Annotated in this window: 21 protein-coding genes and 2 pseudogenes; 13 read left to right on the top strand and 10 right to left on the bottom strand. The window is 69.6% G+C overall.

Going from position 1 to position 25,819, the window contains the following annotated elements; all coding sequences use genetic code 11:
• Positions 1 to 57: 57 nt before the first annotated feature.
• Positions 58 to 918: pseudogene (locus AC1XX3_RS04745) on the top strand (phosphoribosylaminoimidazolesuccinocarboxamide synthase); the annotation flags it as partial.
• Here the strand turns inward: AC1XX3_RS04745 and AC1XX3_RS04740 are convergent.
• Together AC1XX3_RS04740 and AC1XX3_RS04735 are read right to left on the bottom strand one after the other, a co-directional pair.
• Positions 914 to 2,632, bottom strand: a complete 1,719-nt coding sequence (locus AC1XX3_RS04740; RefSeq protein ID WP_483319916.1) for a hypothetical protein — start codon at positions 2,630 to 2,632, stop codon at positions 914 to 916. The pseudogene AC1XX3_RS04745 and the gene AC1XX3_RS04740 sit on opposite strands and share 5 nt — an antisense overlap.
• A 4-nt stretch (positions 2,633 to 2,636) precedes the next feature.
• On the bottom strand, positions 2,637 to 2,831 hold the full coding sequence (locus tag AC1XX3_RS04735; protein WP_483319915.1) for a hypothetical protein: 195 nt from the start codon (positions 2,829 to 2,831) through the stop codon (positions 2,637 to 2,639).
• Between AC1XX3_RS04735 and purS the strand changes: the two are divergent.
• The 5 genes and pseudogenes from purS to AC1XX3_RS04710 all read left to right on the top strand — a co-directional run.
• Positions 2,830 to 3,093 (top strand): annotated as a pseudogene (purS, locus tag AC1XX3_RS04730) (phosphoribosylformylglycinamidine synthase subunit PurS); the annotation flags it as partial. The gene AC1XX3_RS04735 and the pseudogene purS sit on opposite strands and share 2 nt — an antisense overlap.
• Complete coding sequence (gene purQ / locus AC1XX3_RS04725) at positions 3,093 to 3,773, top strand: phosphoribosylformylglycinamidine synthase subunit PurQ (protein ID WP_483319914.1); 681 nt, start codon at positions 3,093 to 3,095, stop codon at positions 3,771 to 3,773. The pseudogene purS and the gene purQ, both read left to right, overlap by 1 nt.
• Positions 3,774 to 3,782: 9 nt before the next feature.
• Entirely contained in the window at positions 3,783 to 5,783 is a 2,001-nt protein-coding gene (locus tag AC1XX3_RS04720) for a hypothetical protein (RefSeq protein WP_483319913.1), read from the top strand.
• Positions 5,784 to 5,793: 10 nt separating this feature from the next.
• Entirely contained in the window at positions 5,794 to 8,085 is a 2,292-nt protein-coding gene (purL, locus tag AC1XX3_RS04715) for a phosphoribosylformylglycinamidine synthase subunit PurL (RefSeq protein WP_483319912.1), read from the top strand.
• A gap of 521 nt (positions 8,086 to 8,606) precedes the next feature.
• Entirely contained in the window at positions 8,607 to 10,154 is a 1,548-nt protein-coding gene (locus AC1XX3_RS04710; protein WP_483319911.1) for an HNH endonuclease signature motif containing protein, read from the top strand.
• Between the two features lie 17 nt (positions 10,155 to 10,171).
• On the opposite strand, the gene AC1XX3_RS04705 is transcribed toward AC1XX3_RS04710, so the two are convergent.
• Positions 10,172 to 10,954, bottom strand: a complete 783-nt coding sequence (locus tag AC1XX3_RS04705) for a sugar isomerase domain-containing protein (protein WP_483319910.1) — start codon at positions 10,952 to 10,954, stop codon at positions 10,172 to 10,174.
• 94 nt (positions 10,955 to 11,048) lie between these two features.
• Between AC1XX3_RS04705 and AC1XX3_RS04700 the strand changes: the two genes are divergently transcribed.
• Positions 11,049 to 12,377 carry a M20/M25/M40 family metallo-hydrolase gene (locus AC1XX3_RS04700; protein ID WP_483319909.1) on the top strand — a complete coding sequence of 443 codons (1,329 nt, stop codon included), beginning with the start codon at positions 11,049 to 11,051 and terminating at the stop codon, positions 12,375 to 12,377.
• A gap of 20 nt (positions 12,378 to 12,397) precedes the next feature.
• Here the strand turns inward: AC1XX3_RS04700 and AC1XX3_RS04695 are convergent, their stop codons facing one another.
• The 4 genes from AC1XX3_RS04695 to AC1XX3_RS04680 form a co-directional block, all read right to left on the bottom strand.
• Positions 12,398 to 14,206, bottom strand: a complete 1,809-nt coding sequence (locus AC1XX3_RS04695) for a glycoside hydrolase family 15 protein (RefSeq protein ID WP_483319908.1) — start codon at positions 14,204 to 14,206, stop codon at positions 12,398 to 12,400.
• Positions 14,206 to 15,102 (bottom strand): SDR family oxidoreductase, encoded by an 897-nt coding sequence (locus AC1XX3_RS04690; RefSeq protein WP_483319907.1) that lies wholly within the window; start codon positions 15,100 to 15,102, stop codon positions 14,206 to 14,208. The genes AC1XX3_RS04695 and AC1XX3_RS04690 overlap by 1 nt, the downstream gene beginning before the upstream one ends.
• A 103-nt stretch (positions 15,103 to 15,205) precedes the next feature.
• Entirely contained in the window at positions 15,206 to 15,982 is a 777-nt protein-coding gene (locus AC1XX3_RS04685) for an alpha/beta hydrolase family protein (RefSeq protein WP_483319906.1), read from the bottom strand.
• 6 nt (positions 15,983 to 15,988) lie between these two features.
• On the bottom strand, positions 15,989 to 17,788 hold the full coding sequence (locus tag AC1XX3_RS04680) for a CDP-glycerol glycerophosphotransferase family protein (protein WP_483319905.1): 1,800 nt from the start codon (positions 17,786 to 17,788) through the stop codon (positions 15,989 to 15,991).
• Positions 17,789 to 17,858: 70 nt separating this feature from the next.
• On the opposite strand from AC1XX3_RS04680, the gene purF reads away from it, so the two are divergent.
• From purF to AC1XX3_RS04650, 6 genes are all read left to right on the top strand, one after another.
• Positions 17,859 to 19,403 carry an amidophosphoribosyltransferase gene (gene purF / locus AC1XX3_RS04675; RefSeq protein ID WP_483319904.1) on the top strand — a complete coding sequence of 515 codons (1,545 nt, stop codon included), beginning with the start codon at positions 17,859 to 17,861 and terminating at the stop codon, positions 19,401 to 19,403.
• A gap of 46 nt (positions 19,404 to 19,449) precedes the next feature.
• Complete coding sequence (gene purM / locus AC1XX3_RS04670) at positions 19,450 to 20,532, top strand: phosphoribosylformylglycinamidine cyclo-ligase (protein WP_483319903.1); 1,083 nt, start codon at positions 19,450 to 19,452, stop codon at positions 20,530 to 20,532.
• A gap of 94 nt (positions 20,533 to 20,626) precedes the next feature.
• Positions 20,627 to 20,869: a DUF3073 domain-containing protein gene (locus AC1XX3_RS04665; protein ID WP_483319902.1), complete on the top strand. Its 243-nt coding sequence runs from the start codon at positions 20,627 to 20,629 to the stop codon at positions 20,867 to 20,869.
• A gap of 34 nt (positions 20,870 to 20,903) precedes the next feature.
• Positions 20,904 to 21,356: a DUF4870 domain-containing protein gene (locus AC1XX3_RS04660; RefSeq protein WP_483319901.1), complete on the top strand. Its 453-nt coding sequence runs from the start codon at positions 20,904 to 20,906 to the stop codon at positions 21,354 to 21,356.
• 50 nt (positions 21,357 to 21,406) lie between these two features.
• A complete protein-coding gene (locus tag AC1XX3_RS04655; RefSeq protein WP_483319900.1) occupies positions 21,407 to 22,399 on the top strand; it encodes an alpha/beta hydrolase in 993 nt (330 codons plus the stop codon).
• Between the two features lie 82 nt (positions 22,400 to 22,481).
• Entirely contained in the window at positions 22,482 to 23,771 is a 1,290-nt protein-coding gene (locus AC1XX3_RS04650) for an NAD(P)/FAD-dependent oxidoreductase (protein WP_483319899.1), read from the top strand.
• Here AC1XX3_RS04650 and AC1XX3_RS04645 read toward each other — a convergent pair.
• The 3 genes from AC1XX3_RS04645 to AC1XX3_RS04635 are packed head-to-tail and all read right to left on the bottom strand — an operon-like array spanning position 23,762 to position 25,801.
• On the bottom strand, positions 23,762 to 24,520 hold the full coding sequence (locus AC1XX3_RS04645) for a fructosamine kinase family protein (RefSeq protein WP_483319898.1): 759 nt from the start codon (positions 24,518 to 24,520) through the stop codon (positions 23,762 to 23,764). The genes AC1XX3_RS04650 and AC1XX3_RS04645 overlap by 10 nt on opposite strands.
• A gap of 5 nt (positions 24,521 to 24,525) precedes the next feature.
• Positions 24,526 to 25,236, bottom strand: coding sequence for an anti-sigma factor (locus AC1XX3_RS04640; RefSeq protein ID WP_483319897.1), 711 nt, complete (start codon positions 25,234 to 25,236; stop codon positions 24,526 to 24,528).
• Position 25,237: 1 nt separating this feature from the next.
• Positions 25,238 to 25,801, bottom strand: coding sequence for an RNA polymerase sigma factor (locus AC1XX3_RS04635; RefSeq protein WP_483319896.1), 564 nt, complete (start codon positions 25,799 to 25,801; stop codon positions 25,238 to 25,240).
• Between the last annotated feature and the right edge of the window lie 18 nt (positions 25,802 to 25,819).

The raw sequence follows: 25,819 nt of genomic DNA, 5'->3' as shown, positions 1-25,819 counted from the left end.
CAGCGCTGGCTGGCAGGATGGTCCCGACCACCCGACCCGCTGCCGGATACGAGGATGATGTACGAGAACCAGCTGGACCTGCCGTTGCTGCACTCGGGCAAGGTACGTGAGCTCTACGCCTTGGACGACGAGCGGCTGCTGATGGTCGCGACCGACAACATCTCCGCCTTCGATTTCGTGCTGGCCAGCCAGATCCCGGACAAGGGCGCGATCCTCAACCAGCTGTCGTTGTGGTGGTTCGACCAGCTCGCCGGGGTCGTGGACAACCACGTCATCTCGACCGACGTGCCGGCCGCGGTGGCCGGGCGCGCGGTGGTTTGCGAACGGCTCGAGATGATCGCGATCGAGTGCGTGGCGCGCGGCTACCTCACCGGATCGGGCTGGCTGGAATACCAGCAGACCCGCACCGTCTGCGGCGTCCCGCTGCCCGACGGTCTGGTGGACGGCTCGCGGCTGCCGGAACCGATCTTCACCCCGGCGACCAAGGCGGCCGTGGGGGAGCACGACGAGAACGTCACGTTCGAGGTCGTGGTCGACCTGATCGGTGCCGAGCTGGCCGGCCAGCTCCGCGACCTTACGCTCGGCGTCTACTCCGTGGCCGAAGAGGTGGCCCGCGGACGAGGGATCATCCTGGCCGACACCAAGCTGGAGTTCGGCCGGCGGTCGGACGGCACGGTCGTGCTGGGCGACGAGGTCCTGACCCCCGACTCGTCGCGGTTCTGGGAGGCCGCCACCTGGTCGCCCGGCGGTCCGCTGGACTCGTTCGACAAGCAGTACGTCCGCAACTGGCTGCTCCGCGAGTCGGGCTGGGACCGGGACTCCGACACCCCGCCGCCGGCGTTGCCGGCAGACGTCGTCGCGGCCACCCGGGCGCGCTACGTCGAGGCGTACGAACGGCTGGTCGGCAGCCGCTTCAGCCCGACGTCCCCGCTTGCGCCGGGCCAAGTGAGCCGGCCAGCCGCAGGCTGACTGAGCCGGGGGCGCGTCCGGTGATGTGCACCCGCACCCCGCCGAGCGCGTCGGTACCGTTGAGGAAGGTGTACGCCTCGCCCGGGTCGTAGATCGGGGGCTGGTCGGGTCCGGACCCGCCGCCGGGTCCGAAGGTCACGACGTCGTTCCCGACCTGGTATCGGCCCTCGCCGGCGACCAGCTCATAGCGGTCCGGCTCGGTCAGCTCGCGGGCCCCGGTGAGCACCCCGCCGGGTCGAAACACCAGCTCGAAGGCGTACGACGTCTCGACCCCGGAGAGCTCCGCGTCCAGCCAGAGCTGGTCCTCGCCCATGGTGACGTCGATGGCCGTGTCGAGGCTCACCTCGTCGCTGGCGCGGGCCGAGAACTGCATGGCCGCAGCGAACCGGCCCTCGTGCTCGAGCGCGTAGTCCGCGTCGGCGCGCCGGTCGGTGACCGCCAGCGGCTGGTAGTACGAAGCCGAGACGTGCTCGCGCAGATGCACCACGTTGCCGTCCAGGCGAAGGCCCTGGCTGCGGAATGGACCCAGGCCGAAGAAGTTGCGCGACAGCCTGATCGAGTCGAGCACCACTGAGCCGAACCGCCAGCGCAGGAAGGTGGGGTTGCAGGCCAGACCCGAGGCGATCCGGCCCACGGCCGCGACGTCGGAGCCGCCGTACACCGTGGTCACCGTTCGACCCCGACGCAGCCGTACCAGCCCGGAAGAGGGGAACTCCGACACCGCGGGCATGGTGGCCGCCGCATCGTCGTCGGCCAGCTCGGTCCCCAGCTCGGGCTCGTCCAGCAGCTCGGCCAGCGCGCTGGCCGCGTCGCGGTCCAGGTGCGGCAGGGCGAGCCGGGCCATCTGAGTGCACTCGGGGCAGCTGTGCGTGACGGCGAACCGGCGGTACTGCATCAGGAAGGGGCCGACGTCGAACCCGGTCTTCTGGTCCTGGCGCCGCGAGTGCACCGTCTCCACCTGGCCGTCCACGTCGGTCAGCTCGCGCTGCGCGTGCAGACTGCGGTGGACCAGGTCGAGCAGCTCGACCTGACCCGTGTGCCGGGCCAAGGTGATCAATGACGGGTTGGACACGTGCGCCGCGTAGTTGGGGCTGCGCTCGGAGTAGAGCCCGTCAGGATGGATGTCGACGCCCTCGGCCAGCCACTCCTCGACCCGGGCCGACACCTCCGGGTCCGCGGCCAGCGCGCTCAGCCGCGCCAGGGCGGCGGCGATCTCCCAGCGATGGTTGGGGGTGTGGACGCCGCCGTGGACCAGGAACGGCCGGATCCGGCCGATCATGGTGTCCATCGCCGCACCGAAGGCGGCCAGCTGCTCATCGGCCCGGCCGTCTCGGGCGATCAGCGCCCGGATCATCGCCATGTCGTTGACGGTGAAGCTGGAGTCCGGCGGCGAGGCCAGGTTGTCCCCACTGCGAAAGAAGCCGTGCTCGTCCTGTAGCTCGGCGAGCGCGCCGAGCCAGCTCGGCACCGGCGTCAGCGCATCGGGTCGGGCGTACCAGCGTGAGCGGTCGTTGAGATAGCAGACGACGGCTGTCTTGACGAACCTCATCAGCTGACGGTGACCGAACCCGTGGGCGACCGACTCCGCCGGTCCCGCGGTGAGCGCGTCCAGCTCGGCGTCGGCGCGGTCGGTCAGCGCGGACCAGAAGAGGTCGTCCACCACGATGTCAGTCCTTGAGCCCGGTGTTGATGTCGGCAGTCATGATGTAGCCCTGGAACCCGGCGAAGATGATCACCATCGCGATGATGGAGATGACCGAGGCCGACAACAATAGCGACCAGTCGATGTTCTCGGCGCCGACCATCGTCGCCGGACCAGCGGCGGCGTACGCCGATGCCGGAGCCCGATAGGATCGAGACATGGCGCGAGTTGTGGTCGATGTGATGCCCAAACCCGAGATTCTCGACCCCCAGGGCAAGGCGGTGACCGGGGCGCTGACCCGGCTCGGCTTCTCCGGCATGTCGGTACGACAGGGCAAGCGGTTCGAGATCGAGGTGGACGGCGAGCTGGACGACGCCCGGCTGGAGCAGGTGCGGCACGCGGCGGAGACGTTGCTGGCCAACACCGTGATCGAGTCCTTCGACGTCCGGGTCGAGCCGGCCGAAGCGCCGGTGGCCGGCTGATGGCTCCCCGGATCGGCGTCGTCACCTTCCCCGGTTCACTCGACGACCACGACGCGCTGCGGGCCATCCGCGTCGCCGGCGCCGAGCCGGTCACCCTGTGGCACGCCAGCGACTCTCTCGACGGTGTGTCCGCGGTGGTGCTGCCGGGCGGCTTCTCCTACGGCGACTATCTCCGCTGCGGCGCGATCTCCCGGTTCTCGCCGGTGATGGACCAGGTCATCCGGGCGGCCGGCGAAGGCATGCCGGTGCTCGGCATCTGCAACGGGTTCCAGATCCTCTGCGAGGCGCACCTGCTGCCCGGAGCGCTGATCCGCAACGATGTCCGCCACTTCGTCTGCAAGGACCAGCGGTTGCGGGTGGAGTCGGTCGACACCCCCTGGACGTCGGAGTATCGCCAGGGTGAGGAGATCACCATCGTGCTGAAGAACGGCGAGGGTGGCTACGTCGCTGACGAGGAGACCCTGAACCGGCTGGAGGGCGAGGGCCGGGTGATCTTCCGCTACGTGGGCCCCAATCCGAACGGCTCCTTCCGCGACATCGCCGGGATCTGCAACGAGCGCGGCAACGTGGTCGGTCTGATGCCGCACCCCGAGCACAACGTCGACCCGCTGACCTCGCCGAGTCTGGACGGACGCCCGATGTTCGCCAGCGTGATGAGCTTCCTCGCTGCCAAGGTCTGACCCACCTCGATGGCCTCTCGGACCCGGCGCTGGCCGCTGAGTCGGCGCTGGACGGTCGTGCTGCTGCTCGTGCTCGCCGTCTTCGCCGGACTCCGGGTGGTGCACTCGCTGGCCGAGCCGGCGGTGGAGTCGCCCGTTGTCACCAGCCGGGTGGTCGTGGTGGGAGTCACCGGCCGCTACGCGCCGACCGCCACCGACCGCGCGGTGCTGACTGAGCACCTCGACGACGCCCAGGTCGGTGCGGTGGCTGTCCGGCCGCGCTACGTCGGCAGCTGCGCCGCCGCCGGCTGGATGACCCTGGGCGCCGGTCGCCGGGCGTCGGTCGGCGATCTCTGTGACCCGCAGGTGAGTGGCGCGGTCGTGGCCGACTGGCCCGCCTACACGGCGGCGGTCGCGGCCGATCGCGGTGACGCCCGGGTGGGGACGCTGGCCGGGTCGGTGTCGGGCTGCGTGGAGGCAGTCGGCCCAGGGGCGGCCATCGCCGCCGCGCGACCGGATGGGACGCTGGCCCGCTACCGGACACCGGAGGCCTTCGCAGCCGACGGTGCGAGCCTGTCCTGCCCGATCACTCTGGTCGATGCCGGCGCCGGTTCTGACCAGCTGATCGAGGTGCTCGCAGACCGGCCCGACGTCACCTTGTTCGTGACCGGCATCGGGCCGGCTCCCGGCTCCGACGACCCGGGCCTGCAGGTGGCGTACCGGCTGGGGGCCCCGCAGTCCGGCTTCCTCACCTCGGCCAGCACCCGTCGCAGCGGCATCATCACGCTGACCGACCTCACCCGTACCCTGATCGACTTCGGTCGATCGGGGCCTCCGGCGGCCGAGCTGCCCGTCGACGGTGCCCCGCTCGCGGTGATCCCGGCCACGGTGACGCTGGCCGGCTACGAGGCCGAGCTGGCCTCGGTGGCCGCGCTTTCCGATGCGACGCCGGTCGGCTATCTCGTGCTCGGTGCTGGTGGCGCCGTGCTGTTCGTCGTGCTCGTGGTCTCGCTGCTGCGGCGTCGGTTCCTGCCGGCCCGCGTGATCTTGGTGTTCGGGACGGTGCTCAGCGCGGTGATGATGCTGACCGGTGCGGTGGGCTGGCAATACAGCAGTAACCCGGCGCTCGCCCTCGGGGTGGCGATCTGGGCCTGGGCGCTCGGGCTCACCGCGGCCGCCTTCGGGTTGGCCCGGCTGCTGCGGGTGCCGCCGGAGATCGCCGCCGCGGGGCTGACCGTGGCGGCCTTCACCTGCGACGCCGCCCTGGGTGGGGTGATGCAGCCGGGCTCGCTGCTCAACTCGCGGCCCATCTTCGCGCTGCGCTGGTACGGCTTCGGCAATGTCACCTTCGCCGCGTACGCCGCCGCGGGGCTCGTGCTGGCCGGGCATGTGGCATCCCGGTTCCTGGCGCAGGGGCGTCGGATGGCGGCCGTCGTCGCCGTGGCCGCGATCGGCTTCGGCATCGTGCTCTGCGAGGGCTGGCCGTCGATGGGGACTGACTTCGGCGGGGTGATCGCGTTGACGCCGCCGGTGGTGTGGCTGGTGCTGGTGCTGTCCGGCATCCGCGTCACCTGGCCCCGGTTGCTGGTCGTCGGGGCGTCTGCGGTGGTGGCCATCGCCGCGATCTCGGTCCTGGACTGGCGCCGCGGGGCCGACCAACGATCGCATCTGGGCAACTTCGTGCAGCGGGTGATCGACGGCGACGCCGGCGACGTGGTCTTCCGCAAGGCGGTGGCGTCGGCCGAGACGATCCTCAACGTGCCCGGGCTGATCGCTGTGGTGCTCGGGATCGCGCTGTGGGTCGTCATGCTGCGACACCTGGTGCCGGTGCTGAGCGACGAGTTCTCCACCCTGCGGCCGGTGGCGATCGCCGCGCTGGCGACCGCCGTGCTCGGCACCCTCCTCAACGACGGCGGGATCAGTGTCTGGGTCACGCTCACCGGCGTGTTCGTGATCACCATCGCGTCGCTGTGGGTCGGTCGGGCGCTGCGCGACGGGCAGCTGTCCTGGACCACCCCGCCGAGCCGGTAGCGTTTGCCCCGTGGCGGACACAGTCGAGAATGCACGGCAGACCCCTGAGACCTCCCAGCCGTGGGCGGAGCTCGGGCTGAAGAGCGACGAGTACGACCGGATCCGAGAGATCCTCGGTCGACGCCCGACGTCGGCCGAGCTGGCCATGTATTCGGTGATGTGGTCGGAGCACTGCTCCTACAAGTCGTCGAAGGTTCACCTGCGGCGCTTCGGCGAGCTCACCCAGGAGACGCCGCGGGGCAAGCTGCTCGCCGGCATCGGCGAGAACGCCGGAGTGATCGACGTCGGCCAGGGCTACGCCGTCACGTTCAAGATTGAATCCCACAACCACCCGAGCTACGTGGAGCCGTACCAGGGTGCCGCGACCGGTGTCGGCGGCATCGTCCGCGACATCCTCGCCATGGGCGCCCGTCCGATCGGTGTGATGGACCCGCTACGGTTCGGCCCGCTGGACGCGCACGACACGGCCCGGGTGCTCCCCGGCGTGGTGGCGGGGGTCGGTGGCTACGGCAACTGCCTCGGACTGCCCAACATCGGTGGCGAGGTCGTCTTCGACCAGTCCTATCTCGGCAACCCGCTGGTGAACGCCCTGTGCGTCGGTGTGCTCCGGCACGAGGACCTGCACCTGGCCAAGGCCACCGGTGCGGGCAACAAGGTCATCCTGTACGGCGCCGCCACCGGCGGCGACGGCATCGGCGGTGCCTCGATCCTGGCATCGGAGACCTTCGACGAGACCGGACCGGCCAAGCGGCCGAGCGTGCAGGTCGGCGACCCCTTCATGGAGAAGCTGCTGATCGAGTGCACCCTGGAGCTGTTCGCCGCCCGGGTGATCAACGGCATCCAGGACTTCGGTGCCGCCGGTGTGTCCTGCGCCACCTCCGAGCTGGCGGCAGCCGGCGACGGCGGCATGCACGTCGACCTCGACCTGATCCCGCTCCGGGACTCCTCGCTCAGCCCGGAGGAGATCTTGATGAGCGAGTCGCAGGAGCGGATGATGGCCGTCGTCGAGCCCGGTGACGTCGAGCAGTTCATGGCCATCTGCGCCAAGTGGGACGTGCAGGCGACCGTGGTCGGCGAGGTCACCGAGGACGACCGGTTGATCATCGACTGGCACGGCGAGACCGTCGTCGACGTCGACCCACGTACCGTCGCCCACGAAGGGCCCGTCTACGAGCGCCCGTACGCCCGGCCGTCGTGGCAGGACGAGCTGCAGAGCCGTACCCCGGACGGACTGGCACGGCCGCGGGCCGGCGGCGAGCTGGCCGACACCTTGCTGGCGCTGGTTGGATCGCCGAACCTGTGCGACAAGTCGTGGGTGACCGACCAGTACGACCGCTACGTGCGCGGCAACTCGGTGCTGGCTCAGCCCGAAGACGCCGGCATGCTGCGGATCGACGAGGAAAGCGGGCTCGGGGTCGCACTGGCCACCGACTGCAACGGCCGGTTCACCTATCTGGACCCGTACGCCGGCGCACAGCTGGCGCTGGCTGAGGCGTACCGCAACGTGGCGGTCAGCGGTGCCCAGCCGGTGGCGGTCAGCGACTGCCTCAATTTCGGCTCGCCGGAGGATCCGGACGTGATGTGGCAGTTCACCGAGGCCATCCGTGGTCTGGTGGACGGCTGCAAGGTGCTCGGCACACCGGTCACGGGTGGCAACGTGAGCTTCTACAACCAGACCGCCGACTCCGCCATCCTGCCGACCCCGGTCGTGGGCGTGCTCGGCGTGATCGAGGACGTCACCAAGCGCACTCCGGTGGGCTTCGCCGGGACCGGGGACAGCGTCTGGCTGCTGGGGGAGACCCGCGACGAGCTGGCCGGCTCGGCCTGGGCCCAGGTCGTGCACGACCACCTGGGCGGGCTGCCTCCGGTGGTGGATCTCGAGCATGAGAAGCGGCTGGCGTCGCTGCTGGTCACCGCGGCCAGCGAGGGCGTGTTGAGCTGCGCCCACGACGTCAGTGACGGCGGACTGGCCCAGACCCTGGTCGAGTCCTCGCTGCGCAAGGGCTTCGGCGTCGAGGTGGCCGTACCGGGACGGATCGACCCGTTCGTGTTCTTGTTCTCCGAGAGCACGGGCCGGGTCGTCGTGTCATTGCCGGCTTCGCAGGAGGCGCGCCTGATGGAGCTGGCCGAGACCAACGCGGTGCCGGCGAGGCGGATCGGCACGGTCGGGACGTCCGGCGCGGGCGCGGCATTGGTGATCAGTGGACAGTTCGCCCTGGAGCTCGCAGAGATCCGTGCGGTCTGGGAGGCCCCCATTCCCGCGGCGTTGGCGGCGGATCCGGTGGCTGTGGCGACGAGCTGATCTGGTCGCTGATCGACCGCCAAGATCAACATCGTTCCAAGATCAAGACGGCAACGGGTTGATCACGGCCACCACGGCGTGCTGGGTGTTGTGTCGCTCGTTCGGTGAGGACGCTCCAACCGCGGCCAGGTGCGGACTTCAGCCGTGACCACGGCGATCCGCGCACCCGAACGTTGTCAGCACGCGGCGTTCAACCCCGCCGGTCCAATGCTGGCTACTTTGTCCGGTCGTCGCTGGCGTGCGTCGATCCTGGGCCCGTGGCGACGGCTCGGAGGACGTGGCGACGTCGAGTGTCTGGGCGTGCAGCAGGGTCCTTGCGGTATGGGGTCGTTGCGACGGACCGATCGCCGTGTTCGAGGTCGGCCTGCGTCAAAGTGGTGCTGAGTGCTGAGTGCTGGGGCGATGGGTGCTGGGTGCTGGGTGGAGGTGGGATGCGGTCCTGCCGAGGCGGCATCTTGCTGGCGCGGTGGCCCCTGTGGATGAGCACTGAAACTGTCAGTGGCAGGTCGTAAATTGTACGTATGTTCGATTTACGGGGGGAGTTGCCGGCTGACACGTCGGCGACTGCGACGTGCGTCGCTGAACTGCACCGGATGGTGGTGATGGCCGAGACGCGGCTGCTGGTCGTTGCGGCGCATTGGGCTGACTTGCACGGACCCGATCCGGAGTTGGTGTCCGAACCTGAACCGGTGCGGGAGCAGTTTCGTCAGCTCGGTGGGGACGGGACGCCGTTGGTGTCGGAGTACGCCGCCGGGGAGCTGGGGGCGTTGCAGGAGACCACGACCGGCGCTGCGTCGGCGCAGATGGCCGATGCGTTGGATCTACGGCACCGCTTCCCGCGGCTCTGGGCACGGGTGTTGGCAGGGGAGGTGCGGGGGTGGAAGGCCCGTAAGGTCGCGCAACACACCCGCCACCTGTCAATCGACGCAGCCAGCATGGTCGACGCGATGGTGGCCGGTCCGATCGGGGCGATCTCCTGGGCACGGTTTGAGAACCTGCTGCAGGCAGCGGTGATGAGCGCCGACCCCGTCGGAGCGGAAGCACGGGCCCGGCTGTGGGAGGCGGAACGGTTCGTCCGTGCCGGTCGCACCGAAGTGGGTGGGTTGAAGGTGCTGGTGGCCCGGGCGAATGCTGGTGATGTGGTCTGGTTCGTCGCGATGGTGAACCGGATTGCGGAGATTCTTCAGCTGGAGGGCGATACCGGTCCGGTGGGGGTGCGTCGGTCGAGGGCGATCGGGATTCTGGGGCAGCCGGCGACGGCGTTGGCGCTGCTGCAGGCCCATCAGGGTGACCCGTGTGATCAGGTCGAGCCCAGTACCGGCGACCCCGGCAGCACCGACACCCATCAGTCGGTGCGGTTCGACGGACCGACCGTGGATCCGGTGAAGGCTCGGCCGCGGACCACGCTCTACATTCACCTCAGCCACGAAGCACTGGTGAACGCGACCAAGGACGGAGCTGCTGACGCTCTCCAGCCTCACCCCGGCAGCTGTGCTGGGGCTGGTGACCACACGGGTCGGACCGACAGGGACGCCCAAGTCACCGCCAGCGGTGGCTTCGTGGGTCGGATCCAGGGCGACGGCCCGGTCACGATTGACCAGATCCGCCGGTTCCTCCGTGACACCCCCAACACCATCACCGTCCGCCCCGTCCTCGACCCGAACCCAGCACCGGTAGACGCGTACGAAGTCCCGCACCGCCACCGTGAGGCGTTGCGGCTCCGCAATCCGGCCGATGTCTTCCCCTACGGCACCAGCCTCAGCCGCACCATGGATCTCGACCACACCATCCCCTACGCCAACCCAGGCCCACCGGAGCAGACCAGCCTGGCGAACCTCGGCCCGCTTGACCGACGACATCACCGACTGAAGACCCACGGCCGGTGGCGACTCCGACAACCCGTCCCCGGTGAGTACCTGTGGCGATCACCGCACGGCTGGGTCTACCTAGTCACCAACCAAGGCACCCACGCCCTGGGCAACAACGCCTTCACCGACCGTGTCTGGCAAGCAGCCGCGACCTCACGCCAAATCAAGCCGCGGTCGCGGGCCAGGCCGGTGGCGGCATGAGCGGCGCCCGGGCTTCGTCAGGGGCCAGAAGTGCGGACCCGGTCGCCGTAAGCCTCGCGCAGGCGGTCGTTGTGCTCGTCGCCGCCAGGGATGTTGGCGGAGATGAGAACGGGGACCTCATCGCCGCGCTCGATCAGCAGCCCGCACACCTCGGTCACCAGCATCTGCGCGATCAGGGTGCCCGTCAGCGAGGAGGTGGCCGTGATAGCGCCACGGACCGTGCCGTCCGGTCCAGCGGGAAGCTGCAGTGCGGAGTCGCCGAAAGGTCCGCCGTTGTCGATCACCACGTCAGCGAGCTCGTAGAGCTTCTTGCCGCTGGGGTGACGGGAGGTGATCTTCGTGGTGTGCTCCATCGAGGTGACCACAATCAGCTTGTGTCCGCGCTCCACGGCCAGCCTGGCCAGCTCGACGGTGGAGCCGTTGCCACCCGAGTTCGAGCAGAGGATGAAGATGTCAGCCGGGTGGACATCGTGCACGGACAGCAGCGACTCGGCCAGTGTGTCGTCGCGCTCCAGCAGCGGGTCCAGCACCGCATCCGGCTCCAGGTCGCCGTAGAAGACGAGGTCCGAGAGGGCCAGCTTGTTCGCCGGCACCAAGCCGCCGGCTCGGCCCGCGAGCTCCATCGCGAAGCTGCGCGAGTGACCGGTGCCGAACACCTGGATGATGCCACCAGCGTTGAGCGAGTCGACCACGAGGGCAGCGGCCCGCTCGATCTGCGGCTGCTGCGTCTCCACCACGCGATTGAAGGCGTCTTGCAGCAGCTGCACTGCGGTCTGCTGGTTGATGCGCGGATGGCTCATGTTCCCTCTTCCGGGATCGCTCGACCTGGTGCCGCGATCGGCCACGGCACGGCCCGACATATTACTCATCCGTCTGCCGTCATAGGGTCGTTCCATGAGCGTGCATAAGAACGTGGAGTCGGTTCTTCCCGGTGTTCTGGACGACCTGAAGAAGCTGGTGGCGATCGAGTCGGTGAGTGCCGACCCGGGTCGTTCCGACCAGGTCCACGCCTCGGCGGAGACCGTGGCGCAGCTGCTGCGCGACGTCGGCTGCCCCGATGTTCGCATCACCGCCGAGGGCGGTGCGCCGGCGGTGATCGCGCATTTCCCGGCCCCCGCGGGCAAGCCCACCGTCTGTCTGTACGCCCACCACGATGTGCAGCCCGAGGGTGAGCGAGCCGGCTGGAACACTGAGCCGTTCGCGGCCACTGAGGTCGGGGACCGGTTGTTCGGGCGCGGCGCCGCCGATGACAAGGGCGGGTTCGCCGTCCACCTGGCCGCGTTGCGAGCCTTCGACGGCAAGCCGCCGGTCGGCGTGACGCTGTTCATCGAGGGCGAGGAAGAGGTCGGGTCGCCGTCGCTGTCCCGGCTGCTCGGGGCCAACGCCGACGCACTGGCGTCAGACGTCTTCGTCATCGCCGACTCCGGCAACTGGACAGTGGGAGCGCCCTCCTTCACCACCACCTTGCGAGGCCTGGCCGACTGCGTCGTGGAGGTGCGTACGCTCGACCACGCGATCCACTCCGGCTCGTTCGGTGGTGTGGTGCCGGACGCGCTCACCTCCCTGTGCCGGTTGCTCGCCACCCTCCACGACGATGCCGGCAATGTGGCCGTGGCCGGCCTGGAATCTGGACCCGGTCCGGATCTGGAGTATCCGGCCGACCGGCTGCGGGCGGAGTCCGGCATCCTCGACGGCGTCGCCTACCTCGGCGACGGCACCGTGGTGGAGCGGATCTGGACCAAGCCGGCTCTCGCGGTGATCGCCCTGGACGCCACCCCCGTGGCCAAGGCCTCCAACACGTTGATCCCGGCCGCGCGGGCGAAGATCAGTCTCCGCGTGGCTCCGGGTGACGACGCCGGTCGTGCTCTGCAGCACCTGACCCACCACCTCGAGACCCACGCACCGTGGGGCGCGCAGGTCAGCGTCACCCCGGGCGACACCGGGGAGCCGTCGGTCATCCCCTTCGAGGGTCCTTACGCCGAGGCGGCCCGCGCTGCGTTCGCCGAGGCGTGGGGTGTGGAACCGGTCTTCATCGGCCAGGGCGGCTCCATCCCGATGGTGGCCGAGTTCGCCGACGCGTTCCCCGGCGCCACCGTCCTCGTCACGGCGGTCGGTGACCCCGACTCCCGCGCGCACGGCCAGAACGAGTCGTTGCACCTGGGCGACTTCCGGGCCGCCTGCCTGGCCGAGGCCCTCTTCCTGGAGTCGCTCGGCCGCAGCTGATCACCAACCCGCAGGCGCCGTCACTCCTGCAGATCGAGTGCGGCGCCGATCAGGGCCAGATGGCTGAGGCCCTGCGGCAGGTTGCCGAGGAACGCGTTGTCGGCCGGGTCGATCATCTCGGCCATCGTCCCCACGTCGTTCGGCAAGGTGACGAGCTCGTTCATCAGCTCACGGGCCTCGTCGGTCCGACCGACGAGATGCAGCGCTGACACCGCCCAGAAGGAGCAGGCCAAGAAGGCGCCCTCCTCCTTCTGCGCCCCGGAGTAGCGGTGCAGCAGTGGGCCGGTGCCGAGCTCGGCGCGGAGCGCGTCGATCGTCGCGGACATCCGTGGACCGGTGTCGAACCCACTCCCGGCGTGCAGCAGGATCGATGCGTCGAGCTCGTCGCTGCCCGGATACCAGACATAGCTGTTGCGCTCCGGCGACCAGCACTCGGACTCGACCCAGGCCCGGATCCGCTCGGCTTCGTTGCGCCAGCGGCTCGGGTCGCCCGGGATCTGACCCAGCTCGGCCAGATGGGTGGCGTGGCGGAGTGCCTGCCAGCAGCTCAGCTTCGACGAGGTGAAGTGCTCCTGGCGGAGGAGCTCCCACATGCCGGCGTCGCGCCGGCGCCAGGCGTCGCAGGCCTGGTCGGCGATCCCGGCCAGCAGCCGCCCGGTGCCCGCATCGAGGGCGTGGCCGTTGTCGACGTACAGCCGGACCGTGTCGAACAGGTCGCCGAACACGCTCAGCTGCAGCTGTGACACCGCTCGGTTTCCGGTGACCACCGGTCCGATGCCGCGCCAGCCGGGCACCTCCGGCTCCTCAGTGTCGCCGGGCACAGTGCCGTCCAACCGATAGAAGACACCGATGGTGGGACCGTTCTCGCAGATGGTCCGCAGCAGCCAGCTCACCGCGGAGTGGGTCTCCTCCCGCAGCCCGAACCGAAACAGCGCCTTCAATGCGTACGCGGTGTCGCGGATCCAGGCGTAGCGGTAGTCCCAGTTCTTGCCGCCGTCCAGTGACTCCGGCAGCGAGGTGGTGGCTGCCGCCGCAACCGAGCCGCTGGGGCCGTGGATGAGCAACTTGAGGTGCAGGGCGCTCCGCTGCACGGCCTCGCCCCATTCGCCGAGGCAGGCGAACTGGTCGGTCCACCGCTCCCAGTTGGCGATGGAGCGGTCCAGGCCCCGGTCGATGTCCTCGGCGCTGGGCAGATAGAGCGGCTCGTCGACGGTGGCGACCACACCGACCAGGCGCCGGTCGCCGGGCTCAGCCACGAAGCCGCCGCTGATGGACTGGTCCGTCACCTCCTGCGTCATCTCGCCCATGACCCGGACCGCCATGGTGGCCGGGCCGACCCGCAGCAGAACGCCGTGGGTGGTCTCATGGGCCCACGGCGATCCGGTGTTGAGGCAGGTCCCCGGCGCCACCGTCCATCGCATCGCGACAGCGCCCTCCGCCCCCTCGACCCGGCGGGCGAGCTCGACCCACGGCAGCTTCCCGGCCAGTCCGGTGTTGAGCGCGTCGGTGACCCGGACGACCCCGGTGGCGGTCCGGTGGGTCGTCTCGAGCACGTTCGTGCCGGGCAGATAGCGACGGGTCGTCTGCGACGGCTCCACCGGTGCCAGCTCCATCCGGCCGCCGTTGGGTGCGTCCAGCAGCGCGTTGAAGACCGGCACCGAGTCGAGGTCTGGGATCGGCCACCAGTCGATGCTGCCGTCGCGCGCCACCAGGGCCACGGTCTGGGTGTCCCCGATCGGGGCATAGCTGCGCAGGTCGGCATACCCGTTGACCCGATCCGCGGTGTCCGGGACGGGGGAGCGGACCGGGTCCAGGTCAGGAACAGTCATCAGGGGGTGGGCGACCCGCCGTTCACGTGCAGGGTCTCGCCGATGACATAGCTCGACTCGGGCGACGCGAGGAAGACGAACGCCGGTGCCAGCTCGGCCGGCTGGCCGGGCCGTCCCAGCGGCGTCGCCTGACCGAACTCGGGCAGCTCCTCGGTCGGCTGGCCGCCGGCCGTCTGCAGCGGGGTCCAGATCGGCCCGGGGGCGACGACATTGACCCGGATCCCCTTGGGGGCGAGCTGCTGCGCCAACGCCTTGGAGAAGGTGTTGATCGACGCCTTGGTGGTGGCGTAGTCGAGCAGGTTCGGCGACGGCTGGTAGGCCTGGATCGACGAGGTGTTGATGATGGTGGAGCCGGGCTTGAGGTGCGGCAGTGCCGCCTTGGTCACCCAGAACATGGCGTACACGTTGGTCTTGAAGGTCTCGTCGAACAGCTCATCGGACAGGTCGGCGAGATCCTCGACGTGCTGCTGCTTGCCGGCGTTGTTCACCACGATGTCGAGTCCGCCCAGCCCGTCGACGGCCTTGGCCACCAACTCACGGCAGTACGCGGCGTCGGTGAGGTCGCCCGGAATCGGCACGGCCACCCGGCCGGCCTCCTCGATCAGCTTCACGATGCGGCGGGCGTCCTCCTCCTCGCCGGGCAGGTACGACAGCGCGACGTCGGCGCCTTCCCGGGCGTACGCGATCGCGGTGGCGGCGCCGATGCCGGAGTCCGCGCCAGTGATCAGCGCCTTGCGTCCCTGCAGTCGGCCCGTCCCGCGATAGCTCGACTCACCGAGGTCCGCGCGGTTCTCCAGCTCGCTGTCCAGACCCGACCCGGCCTGCTCCTGCGCCGTGGGGTCGATGTCGGTGTAGATCTTGCTCGGATCGGTGAAGGTGTATTGGTCGTTCGCCATGTCGTCTCCCTGGTACGCCGCCTTGGTCGCGGCCGCTCGCTGGTCTATCGGTCGGTACCCCTGCCCGAGCCCTGCAAAACCGGCGGGCAGCGCCCGGTCGCGATCAGCCGAGCAGCTCCACCACCGCAGTCCGGCAGGCGGCCCAGGCCGGTGAGTCCGGATCGATCATGGCGGAGTGGTCGGCGCCCTCGATCGGCACCACCCGGCTCCGGTCACCGACCCGGGTCGCAGCGGCGACGAACCGCTCGGACTGCTCGATCGGCACGACATCGTCGGCGGTGCCATGGACGCAGATCGAAGGGACACCGGTCGGCGCCTGCTCGGCCGGTGAGGCCAGCAGATACTCCTGCCGCCGCTCCGCGGCGGAGCCGCCCATGAAGTCACCGACGGCGCCACCACCGAGCTGCTGCCGGTCGCCGTGCACCAGGTCCAGCACGCCGGCCTGCGAGACGAAACCGGTCAGCGGCACCCGGGGCGCGGAGCCGGGGGAGCCAGCAGGAGCGGCCCCCCGCCCGGCCAGCCAACCGGCCAGGTGGCCCCCGGCGGAGTGGCCGACGGCCACCACCCGGGTCAGGTCCAGCCGGTCGTCGGCGGCGGCCAGGCAGTCGACCGCGGCAGCCACGTCGAGGCAGGTGGTCGGCCAGCCGCCGCCGCTGCCCGCCCCGGTGCCGACGCGGCGGTACTCCACGTTGAGCGCGGCAATGCCGCGCCGGACCAGGTCGGCGGCCAGCGGAGCAGTCAGGTCGCAGCCATACCCGGTCCGCCAGAAGCCACCGTGGAGAACGACGGCGACCGGCCAGCGGCCCGGGCCCTCAGGGATGGAGAGCTCGGCGTACTGGCTCAGGTCGTCGCCGTAGGAGATCCGGGTCGTGCTGGTCACCGGACCTCAGCCCTGGCCATCGACGATCCGTCGAGCTGCGGCGAAGAACGGCTCCGCCGCCTGGGGTCCGACCACGTCGCCCAGGCAATAGCGGCGGTACGCGGCCCGCTCGTCGCGGAGCTCGTCGGGTCCGCACAGCTGGTCGATCACCGCTTCCAGCTCGGCCAGGTCGGGGTCGATGACGTACGCGACCTTGGCCATCGCGTACTGCGCCCGGAAGGCGTCCACCGACGACTTGGTGGACACCATGGCCAGCGGCTTGCCCGAGGCGAGGTAGTCCGAGGCCACCGACGAGACGTCGGTGATCAGGGCGTCGGAATGGTTGAAGCAGTCCGGAATGTCCCAGTCCTTCTCGGCCTGGCGGCCCCAGACGTGCGCGCGGCCGGTGGCGGCGGCGTCGGCCTCCAGCCGCCGCTGGATGGCGCGAACATAGCCGACCTCGTCCCGGCCGGCGTACGACAGCGGGTGCGGCCGGAACACCACGGTGAACCCGCGCTGCACCAAGGCGTCGACCATCCGCTCCCCCCAGGGCAGCGACGAGTAGTCGGTGCTCGGCCGGCCACCCCGCCAGGTGGGCGCGTAGAGCACAGTTCGCGGTGCGTCCGGCGCCAGCGGCGTGTCGCGGACCTCGATCCGCTCCACCTGCGGCCGACCGACGATGACGAACTTCTCCGGTGGCACCGTGATCCGGTGCGCGGCATAGCGGTCGATCCCGAGCTGGCCGGAGACGAACAGCTTGTCGTAGGTGGCGTGCCGTGGACTGAAGTTGGCCTGCTTGTCGGAGTCGCCGTGGTTCAGCCAGACGTGGGTCAGCCGGCGATAGCGCTGGAAGGCCTGGTTGCCGGGGCTGCCCTGGACGTAGAACGCGGCGTTCATGCTGGGCACCACCATCGCGTCCAGGCTGGGCAACCGGTCGCGGGGGTTCGGCGTGATGACCGGGGCCGTCGTGAGCTTGGCGATGGTCGACACGGTGGAGGCTTCCCGGGTGATGACCACGAAGGGCCGGTTCAGCCGCTCCAGATACGGCAGCCACATCCCGAGCTGGTACGCCGCTCCCTTCACCGCTGCGTAGTAGACGACGAAGGCGGGTGCGTAGTCGGCGAGCACCCCCGGCAGCTGCTTCTCGATCCGGTTCGCGATCGCGGCGGCGCGCAGCGCGTGGCGCAGGGTCAGACCCAGGACCACCGGTCCGACCAGCGTGACGACGAGCAGCAGCGGGGCCGGCAGCGCCAGCGCGGCGCAACCGGCGCCGACGAGGATGGTGAGCAGGGAGATGGTGGTGGACACCCCGGCCGGCACCGGCGGCGTGGGCTGGGTCGGCAACCCCGGCAGGTGCATCGCCCGCTGGGCGGGCACCGCTGCAAGCATCGTCTTGATGGCCGGCTCGGCGAGGGCGGTGATGGCCGCGATCGCGATCGCCACCCAGATCCACCACCGATCCTCCGGCCGCTGCAGCTGGTAGGCGCTGCCGAGCCCGATCAGCAGCAGGGCGCGGACGCTGACATAGGTGGCCAGCAGGCCACTTTGGCTACGGGACCGCAGCGCCCGGCGTTTGCGCATCACCACACTGACGAAGGCGGCCACCAACAAGGCGACTGCCAGGACGCGTCCCCAGTTGATCGTGCCGTCGTTCGGCGCGACGCCGGCGGCGAACCAGATCGCCAGGCCGCTGACCGCGAGTGCGGCCGTACCGGTGCTGACCAACAGGTCCCGGATCATGACGCGGCGCGGCCCCCGGAACAGTCGACGACTCAGTGGCAGGCGCCGCGGGGACGATCCGGTGTTCGTCCCGGAGGTGGTGACCATGGCGGCAAGGCTAGCGACAGGGGACGCGGGGGTGGTCGGTGGCTCGCGGGCGGCACGATAGACTGATGCGGTGTCTCGAGCAGACGGTCGTCTCACTCATGACCTAGACCCCCAAGATCGTGGCCCCCAAGACGCTTGTGGCGTGTTCGGCGTCTGGGCACCGGGGGAAGAAGTCGCCAAGCTGACCTATTTCGGTCTCTACGCGCTGCAGCACCGTGGCCAGGAGGCCGCCGGTATCGCAGTATCCAACGGCAGCCAGATCATGGTCTTCAAGGACATGGGGCTGGTGTCGCAGGTCTTCGACGAATCCACTCTCAACTCCCTGCGCGGGCACCTGGCCATCGGCCACGCCCGCTACTCCACCACGGGAGCCAGTGTCTGGAAGAACGCGCAGCCGACCTTCCGGCCGACGGCTTCCGGCGGTCTGGCCCTGGGCCACAACGGCAACCTCACCAACACCGACGAGCTGGCGGAATGGCTGAGCGAGCGTGACCAGCCGGGTGACTCGTTGATCCCCGGCGCGTTGTCCAATGAGGCCACCAACGACACATCGCTCGTCACCGCGCTGATGGCGACGTACCCCGATCTCACCATCGAGGAGGCTGCCGCGGAGGTCCTGCCGCACCTCAAGGGTGCTTTCAGCCTGGTCTTCATGGACGAGGAGACCCTCTACGCGGCTCGCGACCCGCAGGGCATCCGTCCGCTGGTGCTCGGCCGGCTGGAGCGTGGCTGGGCGGTGGCCAGCGAGACCGCTGCCCTGGACATCGTCGGGGCGTCCTTCATCCGCGAGATCGAGCCCGGCGAGCTGATCGCCATCGACGCGAACGGTCTGCGTACCCAGCAGTTCGCCAAGCCGGCGCCCAAGGGCTGCCTGTTCGAGTTCGTCTATCTGGCCCGGCCCGACACCACCATCTCGGGCAAGCGGCTGCACTCGGTGCGGGTGGAGGTGGGCCGCACGCTGGCCCGCGAGTATCCGGTCGACGCCGACCTGGTCATCCCGGTCCCCGAGTCCGGGACGCCCGCCGCCATCGGCTACGCGGAGCAGTCCGGCATCCCCTACGGCCAGGGTCTGGTCAAGAACTCCTACGTCGGGCGTACGTTCATCCAGCCCAGCCAGACCCTGCGCCAGCTCGGCATCCGGCTGAAGCTGAACCCGCTGCGCGATGTCATCGCCGGCAAGCGGCTGGTGGTGGTGGACGACTCCATCGTCCGCGGCAACACCCAGCGCGCCCTGGTCCGGATGCTGCGTGAGGCCGGAGCGCTCGAGGTGCACGTCCGCATCTCCTCCCCGCCGGTCAAGTGGCCGTGCTTCTACGGCATCGACTTCGCCAGCCGGGCCGAGCTGATCGCAACGGGCCTCAACACCGATGAGATATGCCGCTCCATCGACGCCGACTCGCTGGCGTACGTGTCCCTGGAGGGCCTGGTGGCTGCGACCGAGGTGCCCAAGGACAATCTGTGCCGCGCCTGCTTCGACGGGGTCTACCCGGTCGAGCTGCCGCTGCGGGAGCGGATCGGCGGCGCGAGCCTGCCGGACAGCACGCGGACCGACGTGGACGGCCTCGTCTCCTCGGTCGTCGGCGCGGGTGCGGTCGACGCACTCAGCCGTCCGTGATCGCCCGTTCGATGGCGTCTGAGTCGAAACCCACCCAGGAGCATTCGTGACCCAACCCGTTGGTGGCACCCGATCCGCCTACGCGGCCGCCGGTGTCGACATCGAAGCCGGCGACCGCGCCGTCGAGCTGATGAAGGAGTGGGTCGGCAAGACCCGCCGGCCGGAGGTACTCGGCGGGCTCGGCGGGTTCGCCGGGCTGTTCGATGCCAGCCGCATCGCCGCCTACGCCGCACCGGTGCTCGCTACCTCGACCGACGGCGTCGGCACCAAGGTGGCCATCGCCCAGGCGATGGACTCCCACGAGACGATCGGGTTCGACCTGGTCGGCATGGTGGTCGACGACCTCGTCGTCTGCGGTGCCGAACCACTGTTCATGACTGACTACATCGCCTGCGGCAAGGTCGTCCCGGAACGGATCGCGGCGATCGTCAAGGGCATCGCCGAAGCCTGCGTCGAGGCCGGCTGTGCGCTGCTCGGCGGCGAGACCGCGGAGCATCCCGGCTTGCTTGGCGAGCACGAGTACGACGTGGCCGGTGCGGCCACCGGGGTGGTGGAGCGGGACAAGATCCTCGGGGCCCATCGGATCGTGGCCGGCGACGTGGTTGTGGCCATGGCCTCGTCCGGGCTGCACTCCAACGGCTACTCCCTGGTGCGGCACGTGCTGTTGGAGAAGGCCGGGTGGTCGCTGGACCGCCACGTCGACGAGCTCGGCGGTGCCCTCGGTACGGAGCTCCTCGTGCCGACGAAGGTCTATGCGCTGGACTGTCTGGCTCTGATCCGCGAGGTCGAGGTGCACGCCATGAGCCACGTCACCGGTGGTGGCCTGGCCAACAACCTGGCCCGGGTGGTGCCGCAGGGCGTCTCGGTGCGGATCGACCGTGCCACCTGGCAGCCGGCGCCGGTCTTCGGACTGGTTCAGCAGCTGGGTGGTGTGTCCCAGCAGGACCTGGAAGCGACGCTCAACATGGGCGTCGGCATGGTCGCGGTGCTGCCCGAGGCGGAAGCGGACGCGGCTATCGCCCTCCTCGGCGCACGCGGGCTTCCGGCGTGGGTGTGCGGCACGGTGGAGCCCGCCGACGGCCCCGACGCCGGAGCGCCGGTGCGCCTGGTCGGGCGACACGGGGGCTGAACAGCGGGGCGCGGTTTGCAGCCTTGCTCGCATTGGGTAACCTTGGCCGCACGACATAATCAACCTGAGCCGCGGCTAGCCCGCTGGCGGACAAATGCGAGGGGGTCGACCCGATATGGGGCGCGGCCGTGCAAAGGCGAAGCAGACGAAGGTTGCCCGCGAACTGAAGTACCGGTCCTTGGACACGGACTTCACGTCGCTGGAACGCGAGCTTCGTGGGAGTTCCGAAGAGGCAGAGGTACCTCCCGCTTACGCTGATCTAGCAGACGAATATGGTGACCGCGGGCTTGACTCGCCACCGGACGAGCAGGTTCGAGAGCTTCGCAAGTCGGGGTAGTCCTTCGGGCCGGGTCCTGCCTAGGCTGGGCCCCATGAGCCAGCCTCCCGATAATCATCCAGGTCGGTACGACCCGTCGTACCGAGCAGACCCCTACGGGCAGTGGCAGCCCGACCAGCAGCCTCCGCCTCCGGCGGGCTACCGGCCGCCGCCTGCACCCCCGTTGTCGGCGAGTGACGAGCGGCTGTGGTCGACGCTGGCGCACATCTCGATCCCGTTTCTCGGCTTCATCGGGCCGCTGGTGGTCTATCTGGTCTTTCGGGACCGCAGCCCGTGGCTGAAGGCGAACGCGGTGGAGTCGCTGAACTTCTCCATCCTTTACAGCGTGGCCCAGTTGGCCTGCTCGCTGCTGACCGGCATCGGCATCGGGCTGATCTTGTTGCCGATGGTCTTCGTCGGCGGCATCGTGTTGTGCATCCTGGCGGCGATCGCCACCAGCAAGGGCGAGTTCTACCGCTATCCCGTCAACTGGCGGCTGGTGAAGTAGGACCCGGCGTACGCCACGATGTTCGGTCGGCGGCTGCGTACGCTGAGGAGATGACGACCACCTGGCGCCCGGACTTTCTCGACGGATTCGAGACCGCTGAGATCGAGCTGCCCGATGCCGCTCACGCGGCGGGGGAGCCGAGTGATATCGAGCTGGTGGCGACCCTGGTGCGCCGGGTGCCCACCGGCAGGTCTCGCCGGGCAGTGCTCTATCTGCACGGGTGGAACGACTACTTCTTCCAGTCGCATCTGGCCGCCCACTGGGCCGCGCTCGGCTTCGACTTCTACGCCATCGAACTGCGCCGCTATGGACGCTCCCTGCGCCCCGGGCTGCTTCCCGGCTTCATCACCGATCTCGACGACTACGGGGCTGAGCTCGGCGCGGCGGCCGACCTGATCGGCGCAGATCATGACGAGCTGACGCTGATGGGGCACTCCACCGGAGGTCTGATCGCGGCCCTGTGGGCCGCGCGCAACCCTGACCGGCTGCGTGGGCTGGTCCTCAACTCACCCTGGCTGGACCTCCAGGGCTCGGCGATGGTCCGGGCCCTGGGTACGCCGGTCATCGACCGACTCGGCAGCAGCCTGCCGACCACGGTGTTGCGGCTGCCCGACACCGGCTTCTACGCCCGCTCCCTGCACGCCAGCCTGGGTGGGGAGTGGGACTACGACCTCGACCTCAAGAGGTCACCCACCGCGCCGATCCGAGTGGGCTGGCTGCGGGCCGTGCTGCAGGGCCACCACCGAGTGGCTGCTGGGCTGGCGCTGCCGATGCCGGTGCTGGTGATGGCCTCATCGGCGACCGACTTCCGTCGGCGGTGGCACGAGGATCTGCGCGGCGTCGACATCGTGCTGGACGTGGAGCAGATCGCCACCCGTGCCGTCCGGCTCGGCCGCCACGTCACCGTGGTCAGATTCGTCGGCGGCATCCATGACCTGGTGCTGTCGGCGGAACCGGTGCGTACCCAGGTGCTGTCCGAGCTGGGCCGCTGGACCCACGGCTATCTGCTCGCTGAGCCGAGCGAGGTCGCGGCATCTTCGTGAGTTGCCTCACGATGGACTGCCCACGGGCGGTTCCGGGCGCTCTCGATTGTGGCGCTGCGGCTACGGCTGATTGAATGAAGACATGATCGAAACCCCGCATGTCGTCGTCGTGGGAGCCGGCTTCGGCGGCGTGTCCACTGCCGCCCAGCTGTCCAAAGCCGGGTTCCGAGTGACCCTGATTGACCGGCACCCGTACAACACCTTCCAGCCGCTGCTGTACCAGGTGGCTACCGGCGGCCTGAATCCCGGCGACGTGACCTATTCGCTGCGCTTCTTCGCAGCTAAGCACAAATCCGTTCGCTTCCGTCGTGCCACCGTGACCGGCATCGACCACGACCAGCAGCTCGTGTTGTGCGATGACGGGGTCAAGATCGCCTATGACTACCTGGTGTTGGGCACCGGCATCACCACCAACCACTTCGGAATCCCCGGCGCGGCTGAGTACACGATGTCCATGTACACCCGTGAGGGCGCGCTGAAGGTCCGCGACACCATCTTCGGTGGCCTCGAGACCATCGCCGGAACCTCCGACCCCGGCACCGGTGGCTTCACCGTCGTCATCGTGGGCGGCGGGCCCACCGGCGTCGAGATGGCCGGCCAGCTGGCCGAGCTGAAGATGAACGCCATCCCGACCGTCTACCCCGAGCTCGACCCCGCCCGCGTGCACGTGGTGCTGGTCGAGATGGGTGAGCACCTGCTGGCCCCGTTCGAGGACTCGCTGCGCCGTTACACCCTGCATGAGCTGGTGAAGCGCGGCGTCGACGTACGACTGCGTACGGCTCTGTCCGAGGTGCACCCTGACCGGGTGGACTTCAAGGACGGCACCTCCATGCCGGTCGACCTGGTCATCTGGGCCGCCGGCGTCTCCGGTGACGCGAAGCTGCGCGACTGGGGCCTGCCGATCGGCCGCGGTGGCCGGATCGAGGTCGGTACCGACCTCCGGGTCGCCGGCAAGGAGCGGGTGTTCGCCGTCGGCGACACCAGCCTGATCACCGAGAACCCACTGCCGCAGCTGGCGCAGCCGGCCATTCAGATGGGCAACCACACCGCTGACCAGATCGTCCGGCTGCACCGCGGTGAGGAGACCCAGCCGTTCGAGTATCACGACAAGGGCACCATGGCCACGATCGGCCGCGGGGACGCGGTCGTCCAGCTGCCGAGCGGCATCAAGGTGAAGGGCTTCGTCTCCTGGGTGCTCTGGATCGCGGTGCACATCGTCAGCCTGCTCGGCAACCGCAACCGGGTGCAGACGATGATCAACCTCACCTCGCGCTACGTCGGCCCGAAGCGTTCCGGCGTCATCGTCGGTGACGTGCAGGAACTGCCGGCCCAGCGCGCGGTCCGCGGAGCCGGAACGATCAGTCAGCCGTAGCGGCGGGCCAGCCGGGCCGCCTGCTCACCGTAGGCGGCCCCGTGGCTGACCGCATGCACCAGCAACGGGTGCAGGGCGTGCAGGCCGATCAGGTCACGCCAGCCGGCCTCGAGCTCGGCCTCGGCGGCGTACGCGCTGAGGATCTGCTCCAGCGCGGGTGCGCCGAAGAGGTCCAACATGGCGAGGTCGGTCAGACCATGGCCGCCGTGCGCGGCCGGGTCGATCAGCACCACGCCGCGGTCGGTGAACACCACGTTCCCGGCCCATAGGTCGCCATGGATGCGGGCCGGCGCCGCGTCGTCGTCGAAGACTCCGTCGCGCAGCCGGTCACATACCCGATGCACGGCAGCCAGGCCGGCAGGGCTGAGCGTGCCCTGCGCGGCCGCCGGCTCGGCGTACGGCAGCAGCCGTTGCTCCGCGTAGAAGATCCCCCAGGTGATGGTCGGGCGCAGCGGCAGCTCCTGCCGGCCGATGAAGCCGTCGCCGTCCCACCCCGGCGGTGGCTGGCCGAAAGCGTCCGCCCCGGAGCGGTGGGTGACGGCGAGTGCGCGGCCGAAATCGGCCGCTGCGGCGGCCGTCGGCCGTACGGTGACCAGGCGCTCGAGGCTGAGGTGGTGACGGCCGATCTCCTGCACAGCCACAACCGGCGCTGCATCGGGTCCGGCAGCGGCCAACCATGCCAAACCGGCGGCCTCGACGGCGAAGAAGCCGGGCGGGGCGCTGTCCCAGCGCTTGGTGAACGGGTCCACCGCGCTCAGCTGGGCAGCTCGCCGCGGAGGATGGAGACGCCGGAATGCAACGGGTCGCCGTCGTTCAGCGGCTCGTCGGAGATGTCCACCACCGAGAACAGCTCCAGGTTCAGACTCGGGGCCAGGTTGAACCTGCCGCCGTCGCCTCGGAGATAGCCCAGGTTCGTCATCTTCGTCAGCGTCGGGTCGGCCAGCCAGACCTGCCGATCGCCGTCGACGGGCGTACTCGTCGTCATCTGCACCACCAGGATGCGGTTGCCGTCGGCGTCCTCCTCGACCGTCGCTGAACCCGAGGCACCCGACCACCGCGGCGTCACCGGAGCCAGCGGCGCCTCGGCCACCACGGTCAGCCGGTCCCGGGTGAGCCGCTCCAGAGCGAACCCGGCGCCGAGCCCCACCACGAGCGTGAGAGCGGCCGCCACGGCGGTGACCAGGATCCAGCGGCGCGACGTGGGACCGTCGGCCCGCCGGGAGTTCAACTCGGCGACCGCAGCGCCGGTGGTCGCGTCCGATTCGCTGAAGCCGAGTTCGGCCCTGACCCGCTGCCACACCTCGTCACTGGGCCGGGTCACGGTGTCTTCGCTCGTGGTGCGGCGGCCGATCCCGGTCAGTTCGGCGAGCTCGTTCACCTCAGCCGTGCAGGTCGGACATGACTTGATGTGGTCGTGCTCGGTGGGCGTGCCGACCTCTTCGCCGAGCGCCAACAGGGCTAGCACTTCAGGATTCGTATGCATCTGCTCGGACCTCCAATCGGCTCTTGAGCCTCAGCAGGCTACGTCGGATGTGGCTTTTGACGGTCCCTGCCGGCAGCTGCAACCGCTCAGCGATCTGGGCATGGGTGAGATCGTCGTAGAAAGCCATCCGGAGCACGCGCTGGGGAACGTCGTCCAACCGCGAAATCTCCTCGGCCATCATCAGCTTCAGCGCCACGTCGACCGGTTCCGGCGGCTCGCTCGGACCGGCGTTGACTGCCAGCTCGGAGCGGATCCTGCTCTGCCGGCTGCGAGCCTTGTGAGCGTCGACGACCTTGTTGCGGGTGATCCCGATCAGCCAGGCCGGCAGTTTGGCCCGCTCGGGACGATAGGTCTGGCGTCCCTGCCACGCGGCCACGAAGACCTTCTGGGTGACGTCTTCGGCCTCGGCGACATCACCGAGGGAGCGCAGCGCGACGCTGTAGACCAGAGGTGACCAGCGCTGATAGATCTCCGCCAGGGCGGCCTCTTGGCCCGCGACGAACCGTTCGATGAGGTCATCGGGATCGTCGGCTGCGAAGACGGTCACGGCCGGTGGTCCCCCCTT

The sequence above is a fragment of the Microlunatus sp. M237 genome, assembly GCF_056896895.1.
Note: the sequence above shows the minus strand (reverse complement) of the source record. Positions and strands in the feature narration are given on the sequence as shown.